Annotated in this window: 13 protein-coding genes; all 13 read left to right on the top strand. The window is 54.7% G+C overall.

Translation table 11 applies throughout. The features are described 5' to 3' along the window. Window positions 1-327 precede the first annotated feature (327 nt). The 13 genes from ilvI (at window position 328) to murG (ending at window position 15,437) form a co-directional block, all read left to right on the top strand. Window positions 328-2,052, top strand: a complete 1,725-nt coding sequence (gene ilvI, locus C813_RS42155) for an acetolactate synthase 3 large subunit (protein ID WP_017457917.1) — start codon at window positions 328-330, stop codon at window positions 2,050-2,052. Window positions 2,053-2,054: 2 nt separating this feature from the next. Beyond that, window positions 2,055-2,546: an acetolactate synthase small subunit gene (gene ilvN / locus C813_RS42150; RefSeq protein ID WP_007373137.1), complete on the top strand. Its 492-nt coding sequence runs from the start codon at window positions 2,055-2,057 to the stop codon at window positions 2,544-2,546. Window positions 2,547-2,723: 177 nt separating this feature from the next. Beyond that, window positions 2,724-3,728: a catabolite repressor/activator gene (gene cra / locus C813_RS42145; protein WP_017457918.1), complete on the top strand. Its 1,005-nt coding sequence runs from the start codon at window positions 2,724-2,726 to the stop codon at window positions 3,726-3,728. A 620-nt stretch (window positions 3,729-4,348) separates the two neighbouring features. Then, window positions 4,349-4,807, top strand: a complete 459-nt coding sequence (mraZ, locus tag C813_RS42140; protein ID WP_017457919.1) for a division/cell wall cluster transcriptional repressor MraZ — start codon at window positions 4,349-4,351, stop codon at window positions 4,805-4,807. 2 nt (window positions 4,808-4,809) lie between these two features. After that, a complete protein-coding gene (gene rsmH / locus C813_RS42135; protein WP_025263734.1) occupies window positions 4,810-5,751 on the top strand; it encodes a 16S rRNA (cytosine(1402)-N(4))-methyltransferase RsmH in 942 nt (313 codons plus the stop codon). After that, window positions 5,748-6,113 (top strand): cell division protein FtsL, encoded by a 366-nt coding sequence (ftsL, locus tag C813_RS42130; protein ID WP_017457921.1) that lies wholly within the window; start codon window positions 5,748-5,750, stop codon window positions 6,111-6,113. The genes rsmH and ftsL overlap by 4 nt, the downstream gene beginning before the upstream one ends. Before the next feature lie 25 nt (window positions 6,114-6,138). Then, window positions 6,139-7,905 carry a peptidoglycan glycosyltransferase FtsI gene (locus C813_RS42125; RefSeq protein ID WP_017457922.1) on the top strand — a complete coding sequence of 589 codons (1,767 nt, stop codon included), beginning with the start codon at window positions 6,139-6,141 and terminating at the stop codon, window positions 7,903-7,905. Continuing rightward, the gene (murE, locus tag C813_RS42120) at window positions 7,892-9,379 is read left to right on the top strand and encodes a UDP-N-acetylmuramoyl-L-alanyl-D-glutamate--2,6-diaminopimelate ligase (protein WP_017457923.1); all 1,488 of its coding nucleotides are present in this window, start codon (window positions 7,892-7,894) and stop codon (window positions 9,377-9,379) included. Before C813_RS42125 ends, murE begins: the two co-directional genes overlap by 14 nt. Then, a complete protein-coding gene (gene murF, locus C813_RS42115) occupies window positions 9,376-10,734 on the top strand; it encodes a UDP-N-acetylmuramoyl-tripeptide--D-alanyl-D-alanine ligase (RefSeq protein WP_017457924.1) in 1,359 nt (452 codons plus the stop codon). The genes murE and murF overlap by 4 nt, the downstream gene beginning before the upstream one ends. Further along, window positions 10,728-11,810: a phospho-N-acetylmuramoyl-pentapeptide-transferase gene (mraY, locus tag C813_RS42110; protein WP_017457925.1), complete on the top strand. Its 1,083-nt coding sequence runs from the start codon at window positions 10,728-10,730 to the stop codon at window positions 11,808-11,810. The genes murF and mraY overlap by 7 nt, the downstream gene beginning before the upstream one ends. Window positions 11,811-11,812: 2 nt before the next feature. Beyond that, the gene (gene murD, locus C813_RS42105) at window positions 11,813-13,129 is read left to right on the top strand and encodes a UDP-N-acetylmuramoyl-L-alanine--D-glutamate ligase (protein ID WP_017457926.1); all 1,317 of its coding nucleotides are present in this window, start codon (window positions 11,813-11,815) and stop codon (window positions 13,127-13,129) included. Next, window positions 13,129-14,370 (top strand): cell division protein FtsW, encoded by a 1,242-nt coding sequence (gene ftsW / locus C813_RS42100; RefSeq protein ID WP_017457927.1) that lies wholly within the window; start codon window positions 13,129-13,131, stop codon window positions 14,368-14,370. Before murD ends, ftsW begins: the two co-directional genes overlap by 1 nt. Continuing rightward, complete coding sequence (gene murG / locus C813_RS42095; RefSeq protein WP_017457928.1) at window positions 14,370-15,437, top strand: undecaprenyldiphospho-muramoylpentapeptide beta-N-acetylglucosaminyltransferase; 1,068 nt, start codon at window positions 14,370-14,372, stop codon at window positions 15,435-15,437. Before ftsW ends, murG begins: the two co-directional genes overlap by 1 nt. Window positions 15,438-15,470 lie beyond the last annotated feature (33 nt).

The raw sequence follows: 15,470 nt of genomic DNA, 5'->3' as shown, positions 1-15,470 counted from the left end.
GCAGTATTTTGTCCTGATTTATGTCTGTTGCAATGACAGACGATGTTGCAAAAATGGATCAATTACTGGACAACTTCGTATTCGGATGATGAATGGTCATCGTCTTTGCTTATCACAGATGTTTCCACCAATTCTCAGTTTTTGACGTCGTTTTTTCACTTTTGTACAGGGTTCGCCGTCAGGGCTTGCTAATTGCCTGCCAGATTTTGAGCGGTTATGGTAACTGCCATTCATAATCAGAGTGCAGGGATTTCCTGTTCTGAACAGAGCGACAGCGCGGAAATGATTTTCGCCGTCAGTCGACAAACGTAAGCCTGGAGGCAAAGCATGGAGATGTTGTCTGGAGCCGAGATGGTCGTCCGATCCCTTATCGATCAAGGCGTAAAGAAAGTATTCGGCTATCCCGGAGGCGCGGTTCTTGATATCTACGATGCCCTGCATACCGTCGGCGGTATTGAACACGTGCTGGTTCGCCACGAACAGGCGGCGGTACATATGGCCGATGGTCTGGCGCGCGCGACGGGTGAAGTGGGCGTTGTGCTGGTCACTTCGGGCCCCGGCGCGACCAACGCTATCACCGGCATCGCCACGGCGTATATGGATTCTATTCCGCTGGTGGTGCTCTCCGGTCAGGTTGCAACGTCTTTGATTGGCTATGATGCCTTCCAGGAGTGCGACATGGTGGGGATCTCCCGCCCGGTGGTTAAGCACAGTTTTTTAGTCAAGCAAACGGAAGATATCCCTGGTGTATTAAAGAAAGCGTTCTGGCTTGCCGCCAGCGGTCGTCCCGGACCGGTAGTGGTGGATTTGCCGAAAGATATTATGAACCCGGCCAATAAGCTGCCTTACGTCTGGCCGGAATCCGTCAGCATGCGTTCCTATAACCCGACAACTCAGGGACATAAAGGGCAGATTAAGCGCGCATTACAAACGCTGGCGGCGGCGAAAAAGCCGGTGGTCTATGTTGGCGGGGGCGCGATCAATTCTGCCTGCGAAGCACAGCTAGGCCAGCTTGTTGAAAAACTGAATTTACCGGTGGTCTCTTCATTAATGGGGCTCGGCGCATTTCCTGCTTCCCACCGTCAGGCGCTCGGCATGCTGGGTATGCACGGGACTTACGAAGCCAATATGACGATGCACCATTCAGACGTCATCTTTGCCGTTGGCGTGCGTTTTGACGATCGCACCACTAACAATCTGGCGAAATATTGCCCGGATGCGACAGTGCTGCATATCGATATTGATCCCACGTCCATTTCCAAAACTGTGCAGGCAGATATCCCGATTGTGGGCGATGCGCGGCTGGTGCTGGAACAGATGCTGGAATTGCTGGAGCAAGAAGCGTATCCGCAACCGTTAGATGAGATTCGCGACTGGTGGCTGCGTATCGATCAATTGCGCGCCCGCCAGTGCCTGAAATACGATACCCAAAGTGAGAGCATTAAACCGCAGGCGGTGATTGAAGCGGCCTGGCGCCTGACGAAAGGCGAGGCTTACGTGACATCCGATGTTGGCCAGCACCAGATGTTCGCTGCGCTCTACTACCGTTTTGATAAGCCGCGCCGCTGGATCAACTCCGGGGGGCTCGGCACGATGGGATTCGGTTTGCCTGCTGCGCTCGGCGTGAAGATGGCGTTACCGGATGAGATGGTGATTTGCGTAACCGGCGACGGCAGTATCCAGATGAACATTCAGGAGCTTTCTACCGCATTACAGTATGAATTGCCGGTGCTGGTGCTCAATCTGAACAACCGCTACCTGGGCATGGTGAAGCAGTGGCAGGACATGATTTATTCTGGTCGCCATTCGCAATCGTATATGGAATCGTTGCCTGATTTCGCCCGCCTGGCGGAAGCTTATGGGCACGTTGGGATCCGCATTACGCGCCCGGATGAGCTGGAAGCGAAGCTCGCTGAAGCACTGGAGCAGGTGAAGAACAATCGCCTGGTGTTTGTTGACGTTACCGTTGACGGTAGTGAACACGTTTATCCGATGCAGATCCGCGGCGGCGGTATGGATGAGATGTGGTTAAGCAAAACGGAGAGAACCTGATTATGCGCCGGATATTGTCAGTATTACTGGAAAATGAATCGGGCGCGTTATCGCGCGTGATTGGTCTGTTCTCTCAGCGCGGTTACAACATTGAAAGCCTGACGGTTGCGCCAACCGATGATCCGACGTTATCAAGAATGACGATCCAGACCGTTGGCGATCAGAAAGTGCTTGAGCAGATCGAAAAGCAACTGCACAAACTGGTCGATGTTTTGCGCGTTAATGAATTGGGGCAAGGCGCGTATGTTGAGCGCGAGATTATGTTGGTGAAGATCCAGGCCAGCGGCTACGGGCGTGAAGAGGTGAAACGCAACGCGGAAATTTTCCGTGGACAAATCATTGACGTCACCCCGTCTATTTATACGGTTCAGCTTGCCGGGACCAGCGACAAACTGGATGCGTTTCTGGCGACGATCCGCGATGTCGCAAAAATCGTTGAAGTCGCGCGGTCTGGCGTGGTGGGGTTATCTCGAGGCGACAAAATCATGCGTTGATCGTGATCGTTCTCTCCATTTATCCGCCCGGCCTCTTACGCCGGGCTTTTTTTTGCGAAATCATACGGAACCCGATACGAAAGCGGTTGCCGCAGTGAGTATTCTGCGCTTAGATGTTATGGAAATTAGCCTATATCCCTAAAAAGGTTATGGAGTGCATTATTTTAAGGGGCAATTGTGAAACTGGATGAAATCGCCCGGCTTGCCGGCGTCTCACGAACCACGGCCAGCTACGTCATTAATGGTAAGGCGAAGCAGTATCGTGTCAGCGACAAAACCGTCGAGAAAGTGATGGCGGTTGTTCGTGAGCATAACTACCACCCGAACGCGGTGGCGGCTGGGCTGCGAGCAGGACGAACTCGCTCGATTGGGTTGGTTATTCCCGATCTCGAAAACACGAGCTACACGCGTATTGCCAACTATCTGGAGCGCCAGGCGCGTCAGCGCGGCTATCAGCTTCTAATTGCCTGCTCTGAAGATCAGCCTGACAACGAAATGCGTTGTATTGAACATTTGCTGCAACGGCAAGTGGACGCGATCATCGTGTCTACTTCGTTGCCGCCGGAGCATCCGTTCTATCAACGGTGGGCGAATGACTCCTTCCCGATCGTCGCACTCGATCGCGCATTGGATCGGGAACACTTCACCAGCGTTGTCGGTGCCGATCAGGATGATTCGGAAATGTTGGCGGAAGAGCTGCGTAAATTCCCGGCGGAGCGTGTGCTTTACCTTGGCGCGTTACCGGAGCTGTCGGTGAGTTTCCTGCGTGAGCAAGGCTTTCGCACCGCGTGGAAAGACGATCCTCGTGAGGTTCAGTATCTCTACGCCAACAGTTATGAGCGGGAAGCCGCTGCGCAGCTGTTTGAAAAATGGCTGGAAACCAACCCGATGCCGCAAGCGATGTTTATCACCTCATTTGCCTTATTACAGGGTGTTCTGGATGTGACGCTGCGTCGCGACGGCAAGTTGCCATCTGATTTGGCGATTGCCACGTTCGGCGATCATGAATTGCTGGATTTCCTGCAATGCCCGGTGCTTGCGGTGGCGCAGCGTCATCGCGATGTGGCCGAACGCGTTCTGGAGATCGTGCTGGCAAGTCTGGATGAGCCACGCAAACCGAAAGCGGGACTTAGCCGCATTCGCCGTAATCTCTACCGTCGCGGCATACTTAGCCGGGTATAGTTTCGGGTTAAAGGCAGCGAGCGCTGCCTTTTTACTATTCACCGCTTACCTTTAATCAAATTATTGTTAAGACTTTCCTAAGATAAATCCTTAATTTCCCAATGGCTGTTGTTAATTTATTTTGCCCATTTCTTAAAAAACATTTTTAAAGCGTAATTGAGAAGTAACTTATCCCGATTTTTGTATTGAATTGTTACATCTAAAAAAGACCACATGCATTGAATTAACGTTCATTTATCGCGTTGAGATTTTATCACTGCGGAAGTGCCGCCGCGCTATGTGCGCGTTGATGTAACTGGCGCTGTTAACTCTCTTCAATATGTCTTAAAATGCCGCCCGCGTCGCAAACTGACACTTTATATTTCGCGCGCAGAAATTGAATGGTTTTAAACGCGCGTGCGCATATTCTGTTTTTTTTCTTGCAAATATTCATGACGTTAATTTGCCTCGTAAGCTGAGCACTATTTCACCGACGCAGATATTCACTGCGAATAAGGGATCTTTTGTTCTGGTTAGCCATTGCGCTGGCTTGACAAGCTTTTCCTCCGCTCCGTAAACTCCTTCAGTGGGGATTTGTGGGATAAAGTGGTGTAAAAGGGTCAGCTGGGGGTGAATCGGAAATGTTCCGTGGAGCGACGTTAGTCAATCTCGACAGCAAAGGGCGGTTATCCGTTCCCACCCGATATCGGGATTTGCTGCAGGAGAATGCCTCCGGTCAAATGGTTTGCACCATTGACATCCGTCACTCATGCCTGCTGCTTTACCCTTTGCCCGAATGGGAAATTATCGAGCAAAAACTGTCGCGTTTGTCGAGCATGAATCCGCTCGAACGGCGCGTACAACGTTTGTTGCTGGGGCATGCCAGCGAGTGCCAGATGGATAGCGCCGGGCGCATTTTGATTGCGCCTGTTTTACGGCAACACGCCGGGTTAACGAAAGAAGTGATGCTGGTCGGGCAGTTCAATAAATTTGAGCTGTGGGACGAAACGACCTGGTATCAACAGGTCAAGGAAGATATCGACGCTGAGCAATCGGGTTCCGAAGCGCTTTCGGATCGGTTGCAGGATTTGTCTCTGTAATGATGATGGAAAATTTTAAACACACGACGGTGCTGCTGGATGAGGCCGTTAACGGCCTGAATATTCGTCCGGATGGCATTTACATCGATGGCACTTTTGGTCGCGGTGGCCACTCGCGCTTGATCCTCTCCCAACTGGGAGCGGAAGGACGCTTGCTGGCGATCGATCGCGATCCGCAGGCGATTGCTGTAGCACAAACCATTGATGATCCCCGCTTCTCCATCATTCATGGTCCTTTTTCCGCGCTTGCTGATTATGTCAGCGAGCGCGACCTTATTGGCAAGATCGACGGCATTCTTCTCGATCTTGGCGTCTCTTCACCGCAGCTTGACGATCCGGAACGCGGCTTTTCCTTTATGCGTGATGGCCCGTTAGACATGCGTATGGATCCCACTCGCGGCCAGTCTGCTGCACAATGGCTACAAACCGCTGAGGAAGCCGATATCGCCTGGGTTTTAAAAACCTTCGGCGAGGAGCGCTTTGCCAAACGTATTGCCCGCGCCATTGTCGAGCGCAACCGTCTCGATCCCATGACCCGCACCAAAGAGCTGGCGGAAGTGGTGGCGGCGGCAACACCGGTGAAGGACAAATTCAAACATCCCGCGACCCGTACCTTCCAGGCGGTGCGCATTTGGGTGAACAGTGAACTGGAGGAGATAGAGCTGGCGCTAAAAAACTCGCTCGGCGTGCTTGCCCCGGGAGGGCGGCTTTCGATTATCAGCTTCCATTCGCTGGAAGACCGCATTGTGAAACGCTTTATGCGTGAGCAAAGCCGTGGCCCGCAGGTTCCTGCCGGGTTGCCGATGACCGAAGAGCAACTCAGGAAACTGGGTGGCCGTCAGTTGCGAGCCTTAGGAAAGTTGATGCCGGGTGAAGAAGAAGTGGCTGAAAACCCACGTGCCCGTAGTTCAGTTCTGCGCATTGCAGAGAGGACGAACGCATGATCGGCAGAGTGACAGAGACCCTGAGCAAAGTGAAGGGATCGTTAGGAAGCAACGAGCGCCATGCTTTGCCTGGCGTGATCGGCGACGATCTTTTGCGATTTGGGAAACTGCCACTCTGCTTGTTCATTTGCATCATCATGACGGCAGTGACAGTGGTCACCACCGCACATCACACGCGTTTGTTAACCGCACAGCGTGAACAATTGGTTATTGAGCGTGACGCGCTGGATATCGAATGGCGCAACCTGATCCTTGAAGAGAACGCGCTCGGCGATCATAGCCGGGTTGAACGGATCGCCACAGAAAAGCTGCAAATGCAGCATGTCGATCCCTCACAGGAAAATATTGTGGTGCAGAAATAGAGATGAATAAGGAATCACGCAACGCATGAAAGCAGCGGCGAAAACGCTTAAACCAAAACGCCAGGAAGAACAGGCCAACTTTGTCAGTTGGCGTTTTGCGTTGCTTTGCGGTTGTATCCTACTGGCGCTGGCGTTCCTGCTCGGACGCGTTGCCTATCTGCAAGTTGTCAATCCGGACATGCTGGTGCGCGAAGGGGATATGCGTTCCCTGCGTGTACAAGAAGTGGCGACATCACGCGGGATGATAACCGACCGTTCTGGTCGCCCACTGGCGGTGAGTGTGCCGGTGAAAGCTATCTGGGCGGATCCGAAAGAGCTACACGATGCGGGCGGTGTGACACTGGATAATCGCTGGAAGGCGCTCTCTGACGCGTTGAATATGCCGCTCGACCAGCTTGCTTCGCGCATCAATGCCAACCCGAAGATGCGCTTTATTTATCTTGCACGTCAGGTGAATCCTGATCTCGGCGATTACATCAAGAAACTGAAATTACCCGGTATTCATCTGCGTGAAGAGTCTCGCCGTTACTATCCGTCCGGAGAAGTAACCGCTCACCTCATCGGTTTTACCAACGTCGACAGTCAGGGCATTGAAGGCGTTGAGAAGAGCTTTGATAAATGGCTCACCGGTCAGCCAGGTGAACGCATTGTGCGTAAAGACCGCTACGGGCGCGTGATCGAAGATATTTCGTCTACCGATAGCCAGGCGGCGCACAATCTTGCATTAAGTATTGATGAGCGTTTACAGGCGCTGGTCTATCGCGAGCTGAATAACGCTGTGGCGTTTAACAAAGCGGAGTCGGGCAGCGCCGTGCTGGTGGATGTGAACACCGGCGAAGTGCTGGCAATGGCCAACAGCCCTTCCTATAACCCAAACAACTTCACCGGCACGTCGAAAGATGCGATGCGTAACCGCGCCATTACCGACGTATTTGAACCGGGTTCCACCGTGAAACCGATGGTCGTCATGACCGCTCTTCAGCGCGGTGTGGTAACGCCAAATACGGTGCTGAATACGGTGCCTTATCGTATTAACGGCCATGAAATCAAAGACGTGGCTAGATACAGCGAATTAACCCTCACCGGGGTCTTACAGAAGTCGAGTAACGTCGGCGTTTCTAAGCTGGCGTTAGCGATGCCCTCCTCAGCGTTAGTAGATACTTACTCACGTTTTGGCCTGGGAAAAACGACCAATTTGGGGATGGTCGGGGAACGCAGTGGCTTATTTCCTCAAAAACAACGGTGGTCTGACATAGAGAGGGCCACCTTCTCTTTCGGCTACGGGCTAATGGTAACGCCGTTACAGTTAGCGCGAGTCTACGCAACCATTGGCAGCTATGGCATCTATCGCCCGCTGTCGATCACCAAAGTTGATCCGCCAGTGCCGGGCGAACGCATCTTCAACGAATCCATTGTCCGTACCGTTGTACACATGATGGAAAGCGTGGCGCTACCAGGCGGCGGCGGTGTGAAGGCCGCCATCAAGGGTTATCGCATCGCGATTAAAACCGGTACGGCGAAAAAAGTCGGTCCCGATGGCCGCTATATCAACAAATACATTGCTTACACCGCAGGCGTCGCGCCTGCCAGCCGCCCGCGCTTTGCGCTGGTGGTGGTGATCAACGATCCGCAAGCGGGTAAATACTACGGTGGCGCCGTGTCCGCGCCGGTCTTTGGTGCCATCATGGGCGGCGTTCTGCGCACCATGAACATTGAGCCGGATGCGCTGACCACGGGCGAAAAAAGTGAATTTGTAATTAATCAAGGCGAGGGATCAGGTGGCAGATCGTAATTTGCGCGACCTTCTCGCTCCGTGGGTGCCAATGCTACCTGCGCGAGCGCTACGAGAGATGACACTCGACAGCCGTGTGGCTGCCTCGGGCGATCTTTTTGTGGCAGTGGTCGGTCATCAGGCGGACGGGCGTCGATATATCCCGCAGGCGATTGCGCAAGGTGTTGCTGCCATTATTGCTGAAGCGAAAGATGAAGCAAATGACGGTGAAATTCGTGAAATGCACGGTGTTCCAGTCATTTACCTCAGCCAGTTAAATGAGCGCCTTTCCGCGCTGGCAGGTCGTTTTTACGGCGAGCCTTCTGAGCAACTGCGCCTTATCGGCGTAACCGGGACTAACGGTAAAACCACCACCACACAGTTACTGGCACAGTGGAGCCAACTGCTTGGCGAAACCAGCGCGGTAATGGGCACGGTGGGCAACGGTCTGCTCGGTAATGTCGTGCCGACGGAAAATACCACCGGATCTGCTGTTGACGTTCAGCATGTCATTGCCGGGCTGGTGGCGCAAAAAGCGACCTTTGCTGCGATGGAAGTCTCTTCCCACGGCCTGGTTCAGCATCGCGTGGCGGCACTGAAATTTGCCGCCAGCGTGTTCACCAATTTAAGCCGCGATCATCTGGATTATCACGGTGATATGGCGAACTACGAAGCGGCGAAGTGGCTACTGTTCTCTTCTCACCATTATGGTCAGGCGATCATTAATGCTGACGACGAAGTTGGTCGTCGCTGGCTGGCCAAATTACCGGACGCCGTTGCGGTATCGATGGAAGGAAATATCAATCCGGACTGTCATGGACGCTGGTTAAACGCGGTAAACGTTGATTACCACGATAGTGGCGCGACGATCCATTTCGACTCCTCATGGGGCGAAGGTGAAATTGAAAGCCGCCTGATGGGCGCGTTTAACGTCAGTAACCTGCTGCTGGCGCTGGCAACGCTGCTGGCGCTGGGTTACCCGCTGAGTGAACTGCTGAAAACCGCATCCCGTCTGCAACCGGTTTGCGGTCGTATGGAGGTGTTCAGCGCGCCGGGTAAACCGACCGTGGTTGTCGATTATGCCCACACGCCGGATGCGCTGGAAAAAGCGCTGCAGGCGGCGCGCTTGCATTGCACTGGCAAACTGTGGTGCGTGTTTGGCTGCGGCGGCGATCGCGATAAAGGCAAACGACCATTAATGGGTGCGATTGCCGAGCAATTCTCCGATGTCCCGGTTGTGACGGATGACAACCCGCGCACCGAAGAGCCGCGCGCCATTATTAACGACATCCTTGCGGGCATGCTGGATGCGGGCCAGGCGCGCGTGGTGGAAGGCCGCGCGGAAGCGGTGACAAATGCCATCATGCAAGCCAAAGAGAATGATGTCGTGCTGCTGGCCGGTAAAGGCCATGAAGATTATCAGATTGTGGGTACGCGGCGTCTGGATTACTCCGATCGCGTCACCGCGGCGCGTTTACTGGGGGTAGTGGCATGATTAGCGTAACGCTGAGTCAACTTACCCGCACGCTGCACGCGGAACTGCACGGCCAGGATGTGGTGATTGAGGCGGTAACCACCGACACACGTAAACTGACGCCGGGTTGCCTGTTTGTTGCTTTGAAAGGCGAGCGTTTTGATGCTCACGACTTCGCAGATAAAGCGAAAGAGGGTGGCGCGGGCGCGCTGCTGGTGAGCCGAAAACTGGATATCGACCTGCCGCAGTTAGTGGTGCAGGACACCCGCCAGGCCTTTGGTGAGCTGGCGGCCTGGGTTCGCCAGCAAGTGCCAACGCGCGTGGTGGCGCTGACCGGTTCTTCCGGCAAGACATCAGTGAAAGAGATGACTGCCGCCATTCTCAGCGAATGCGGCAATACGCTCTACACCGCAGGCAACCTCAACAATGATATTGGCGTGCCAATGACCTTGTTGCGCCTGACCAAAGAACACCAGTTTGCGGTGATTGAACTGGGGGCGAACCACCAGGGTGAAATCGCATGGACTGTTGGGCTGACGCGCCCGGAAGCCGCGCTGGTTAATAACCTGGCGGCAGCGCATCTGGAAGGCTTTGGCTCGCTTGCCGGTGTGGCGAAAGCGAAAGGTGAAATTTACACCGGTCTGCCCGCTAACGGTATTGCCATTATGAATGCCGACAATAATGACTGGCTGAACTGGCAGAGCATTATTGGCGATCGCAAAGTCTGGCGCTTCTCTCCCAATGCAGCAAACAGCGATTTTGCCGCGACAAACGTGCATGTGACTTCACATGGCACCGAGTTCACGCTGCAAACCCCAACCGGCAATGTGGATGTCACGCTGCCTCTGCCGGGTCGCCACAATATCGCCAATTCGCTGGCAGCAACGGCGCTTGCGATGGCGGTTGGCGCAAGCCTGGACGCGGTAAAACGTGGGCTGGCAAACCTGAAAGCGGTGCCGGGGCGTTTATTCCCGGTGCGGTTGGGTGAGAATCAACTGCTGCTGGATGACACCTATAACGCCAACGTCGGTTCTATGACTGCCGCTGCGCAGGTGTTATCTGAAATGCCGGGTTACCGCGTAATGGTGGTTGGCGATATGGCTGAGCTGGGTGATGAGAGTGAAGCGTGTCATATCCAGGTCGGTGAAGCGGCGAAAGCCGTTGGCATCGATAAAGTTCTCAGCGTCGGCACGTTGAGCAAAGCGTTGAGCAAAGCCAGCGGCGTAGGCGAGCATTTTAACGATAAAGCGGCAGTGACAGCGCGCTTAAAAGCGCTTATCGCTGAGCAGAAAATTATTACTATTTTGGTGAAAGGTTCACGTAGCTCCGCCATGGAAGAGGTGGTACGCGAATTACAGGAGAACGGGACATGTTAGTGTGGCTGGCCGAACATTTGGTCAAATATTATTCCGGCTTTAACGTCTTTTCCTATTTGACGTTTCGCGCCATTGTCAGCCTGCTGACCGCGCTCTTCATCTCATTGTGGATGGGACCGCGCATGATAGCCCGCTTGCAAAAGCTCTCTTTTGGCCAGGTGGTGCGTACCGATGGTCCGGAATCGCACTTCAGTAAACGCGGCACGCCAACGATGGGCGGGATCATGATCCTGACCGCGATTGTGGTTTCTGTTGTGCTGTGGGCGTACCCATCCAACCCCTACGTCTGGTGCGTGCTGGTGGTACTGGTGGGTTATGGCGCGATTGGCTTTGTCGATGATTACCGCAAAGTGGTGCGTAAAGACACCAAGGGTCTGATTGCACGCTGGAAGTATTTCTGGATGTCAGTCATTGCGTTGGGTGTAGCGTTTGCGCTCTATCTGGCGGGGAAAGATACGCCCGCAACCGAACTGGTGGTGCCGTTCTTTAAAGATGTGATGCCGCAACTGGGCATGTTTTACATTCTGCTGGCTTATTTTGTGATTGTTGGCACCGGTAACGCGGTCAACCTAACGGATGGCCTGGATGGTCTGGCGATTATGCCGACGGTCTTCGTTGCCGGCGGTTTTGCGCTGGTGGCGTGGGCGACCGGCAACATGAATTTTGCTAATTACCTGCACATTCCCTATCTGCGTCACGCAGGGGAACTGGTGATTGTCTGTACGGCGATTGTCGGCGCAGGGTTGGGCTTCTTGTGGTTTAACACCTATCCGGCACAGGTCTTTATGGGTGATGTCGGTTCACTGGCGCTGGGCGGCGCGCTGGGCATTATCGCCGTGCTGCTGCGCCAGGAGTTTCTGCTGGTGATCATGGGTGGGGTGTTTGTGGTGGAAACACTGTCGGTCATTTTGCAGGTCGGTTCATTCAAACTGCGTGGCCAACGTATTTTTCGTATGGCGCCGATTCATCACCACTATGAACTGAAAGGCTGGCCGGAACCGCGCGTGATCGTGCGCTTCTGGATTATTTCGCTGATGCTGGTGCTGATTGGCCTGGCAACGCTGAAGGTACGTTAATCATGGCTGATTACCAGGGTAAAAAAGTCGTCATCATCGGTTTGGGTCTCACAGGCCTTTCCTGCGTGGACTTTTTCCTCGCACGTGGTGTCACACCGCGAGTGATGGATACGCGCGTTTCTCCGCCGGGGCTGGACAAGCTGCCGGAGGCGGTGGAGCGCCATCTTGGTAGTCTTAACGATGACTGGTTGCTGGCCGCCGATCTGATTGTTGCCAGCCCAGGCATCTCGCTGGCGCATCCTTCTTTGAGCGCGGCGGCAGATGCTGGCGTTGAGATTGTTGGCGATATCGAGCTGTTTTGCCGTGAAGCGCAGGCACCGGTTATCGCGATTACCGGTTCCAACGGCAAAAGTACCGTGACCAAGCTGGTCGGCGAGATGGCCGAAGCTGCCGGGGTGAACGTCGGGGTCGGCGGTAATATCGGTCTGCCGGCGCTGATGCTCCTCGACGATGAGCGCGAACTCTATGTGCTTGAGCTTTCCAGCTTCCAGTTGGAAACGACGTCAAGCCTGCACGCGGCGGCGGCCACCATCTTGAACGTCACGGAAGATCATATGGATCGCTATCCGTTTGGGTTGCAGCAATATCGTGCCGCCAAGCTGCGCGTCTATGAAAATGCGAAAGTGTGCGTGGTGAATTCCGATGACGCGTTGACGATGCCGGTACGCGGCGCAGATGAGCGTTGTGTCAGTTTTGGCGTTGATGTCGGCGATTACCACTTAAACCGCCAACAAGGTGAAACCTGGCTGCGCGTGAAAGGTGAGAAAGTGCTGAACGTGGCTGAGATGAAACTGAGCGGCCAGCACAACTACACCAACGCGCTGGCAGCGCTGGCGCTGGCTGATGCCGTCGGTTTACCGCGCGCCAGCAGCCTGAAAGCGTTGACGACGTTTACCGGGCTGGCGCACCGCTTCCAGCTGGCGCTGGAGCATAACGGCGTGCGCTGGATTAACGACTCAAAAGCAACGAATGTCGGCAGTACTGAAGCGGCATTAAATGGTTTGCATATTGACGGCACGCTGCATTTACTGCTCGGCGGCGACGGGAAGTCGGCTGATTTCTCGCCGCTGAAGCGTTATTTGGGCGGCGATCGTATCCGTCTTTACTGCTTCGGCCGTGACGGCGCGGAGTTGGCGGCGCTGCGTCCGGAAATCGCGGATCAAACCGAGACAATGGATCAGGCCATGCGGCTAATCGCGACCCGTGTACAGCCTGGCGATATGGTGCTGTTGTCACCTGCTTGCGCCAGCCTCGATCAGTTTAAGAATTTCGAACAACGGGGCGATGTCTTTACCCGTCTGGCGCAGGAGTTAGGCTGATGCGTTTAACGCTCCCCCGCTCAAGAATGCCGCGCCTGCCCGGATTTAGCATCCTGGCCTGGCTTTTCGCGGCGTTAAAAGGCTGGGTCATGGGCTCGCGACAGAAGGACACCGACAGCCTGGTCATGTATGACCGTACGCTGCTGTGGCTGACGCTGGGCCTTGCGGCAATCGGCTTCATCATGGTGACGTCGGCGTCGATGCCTGTTGGGCAGCGCCTGACGGATGATCCGTTCTTCTTCGCCAAGCGTCACGCGCTGTATCTGTTCCTGGCGTTTTGTATGTCGATGGTGACATTGCGGCTGCCAATGGATTTCTGGCAAAAATACAGTTCAGCAATGCTGATCGCTGCGATCATCATGCTGCTGGTGGTGCTGGTTGTGGGGAGTTCGATCAACGGGGCATCGCGCTGGATTGACCTCGGGCTGATGCGTTTCCAGCCGGCGGAGTTCACCAAGCTGTCGCTGTTCTGCTATCTGGCCAACTACCTGGTGCGCAAAGTCGACGAAGTGCGAAACAACCTGCGCGGCTTCTTAAAACCGATGGGCGTAATCCTGGTGCTGGCGGTGTTGCTGCTGGCGCAGCCGGACTTGGGTACGGTGGTTGTACTGTTTATTACCACGCTGGCGATGCTGTTCCTGGCGGGGGCGAAATTGTGGCAGTTCATCGCCATTATCGGGATGGGTATTTCCGCAGTGGTACTGCTGATCCTTGCCGAACCTTATCGTATTCGCCGCGTAACGTCGTTCTGGAACCCGTGGGAAGATCCCTTTGGTAGCGGTTATCAGCTTACCCAGTCGTTAATGGCGTTTGGTCGCGGTGAATTGTGGGGCCAGGGTTTAGGTAATTCGGTTCAGAAACTGGAATATCTGCCGGAAGCACACACCGACTTTATCTTCTCCATTATCGGGGAAGAACTCGGTTATATCGGTGTGGTATTGGCACTTTTAATGGTATTCTTCGTCGCTTTCCGCGCCATGTCCATTGGGCGGAAAGCGCTGGAAATTGATCACCGTTTTTCGGGGTTTCTGGCCTGTTCAATAGGTATCTGGTTTAGCTTCCAGGCGCTGGTTAACGTTGGTGCAGCAGCAGGTATGCTGCCGACCAAAGGGTTGACGCTGCCGCTTATCAGTTACGGTGGTTCCAGTTTATTAATTATGTCAGTGGCGATTACGCTGCTGCTACGCATAGATTATGAAACGCGTCTGGAGAAAGCCCAGGCGTTTACACGAGGTGTGTGATGAGTGGTCAACCAAAGCGGTTAATGGTGATGGCGGGCGGTACCGGTGGGCATGTTTTCCCCGGGCTCGCGGTCGCGCACCATTTGATGGATCAGGGCTGGCAAGTGCGCTGGCTCGGAACCGCCGATCGCATGGAGGCTGACCTGGTGCCGAAACACGGCATTGAGATCGATTTTATCCGCATCTCTGGTCTGCGCGGCAAAGGTATTAAGGCGCAGTTGCTGGCGCCGGTGCGTATCTTCAATGCCTGGCGTCAGGCGCGCGCCATTATGCAACGCTTTAAGCCTGATGTGGTGCTGGGGATGGGTGGCTATGTTTCCGGTCCCGGTGGGCTCGCGGCCTGGTCGCTTGGTATTCCGGTGGTGCTGCATGAGCAAAACGGCATTGCCGGTTTGACCAACAAATGGCTGGCGAAAATCGCCACCAAAGTGATGCAGGCGTTTCCGGGGGCTTTCCCGACAGCGGAAGTGGTGGGGAACCCGGTGCGTGTCGATGTGTTGGCGCTGCCGCTGCCGCAGCAACGCTTGCCCGGTCGTGAAGGCCCGGTGCGGGTACTGGTTGTCGGTGGTTCGCAAGGCGCACGTGTGCTTAACCAGACGATGCCGCAGGTTGCGGCAAAGTTAGGCGCTGCTGTCACTATCTGGCATCAGAGCGGGAAGGGTGCGCAGCAGGAGGTTGAGCGAGCTTATGCAAGCGCTGGCGAACCTCAGCATAAAGTTACTGAGTTTATTGACGATATGGCACAAGCATATGCCTGGGCGGATGTGGTGGTTTGCCGCTCCGGCGCGCTGACGGTCAGCGAGATCGCCGCAGCAGGTTTACCGGCGCTGTTTGTACCGTTCCAGCACAAGGACCGGCAGCAGTACTGGAATGCCTTGCCGTTGGAAAAAGCGGGCGCTGCAAAGATTCTGGAGCAGCCGCAATTTACCGTTGATGCGGTGGCTGCAACGCTCGCGGGCTGGAACCGCGAAGCATTACTGGAGATGGCCGAACGCGCGCGCGCGGCAGCTATCCCCGATGCTACCGAACGGGTGGCAAACGAAGTGAGCCTGGCAGCGCAGGCATAAATACTGGCGACGCCTTTTGCGTCGCGCAAATTT

The organism is Kosakonia sacchari SP1, from assembly GCF_000300455.3.
Taxonomy (GTDB): Bacteria; Pseudomonadota; Gammaproteobacteria; order Enterobacterales; family Enterobacteriaceae; genus Kosakonia; species Kosakonia sacchari.
Note: the sequence above shows the minus strand (reverse complement) of the source record. Positions and strands in the feature narration are given on the sequence as shown.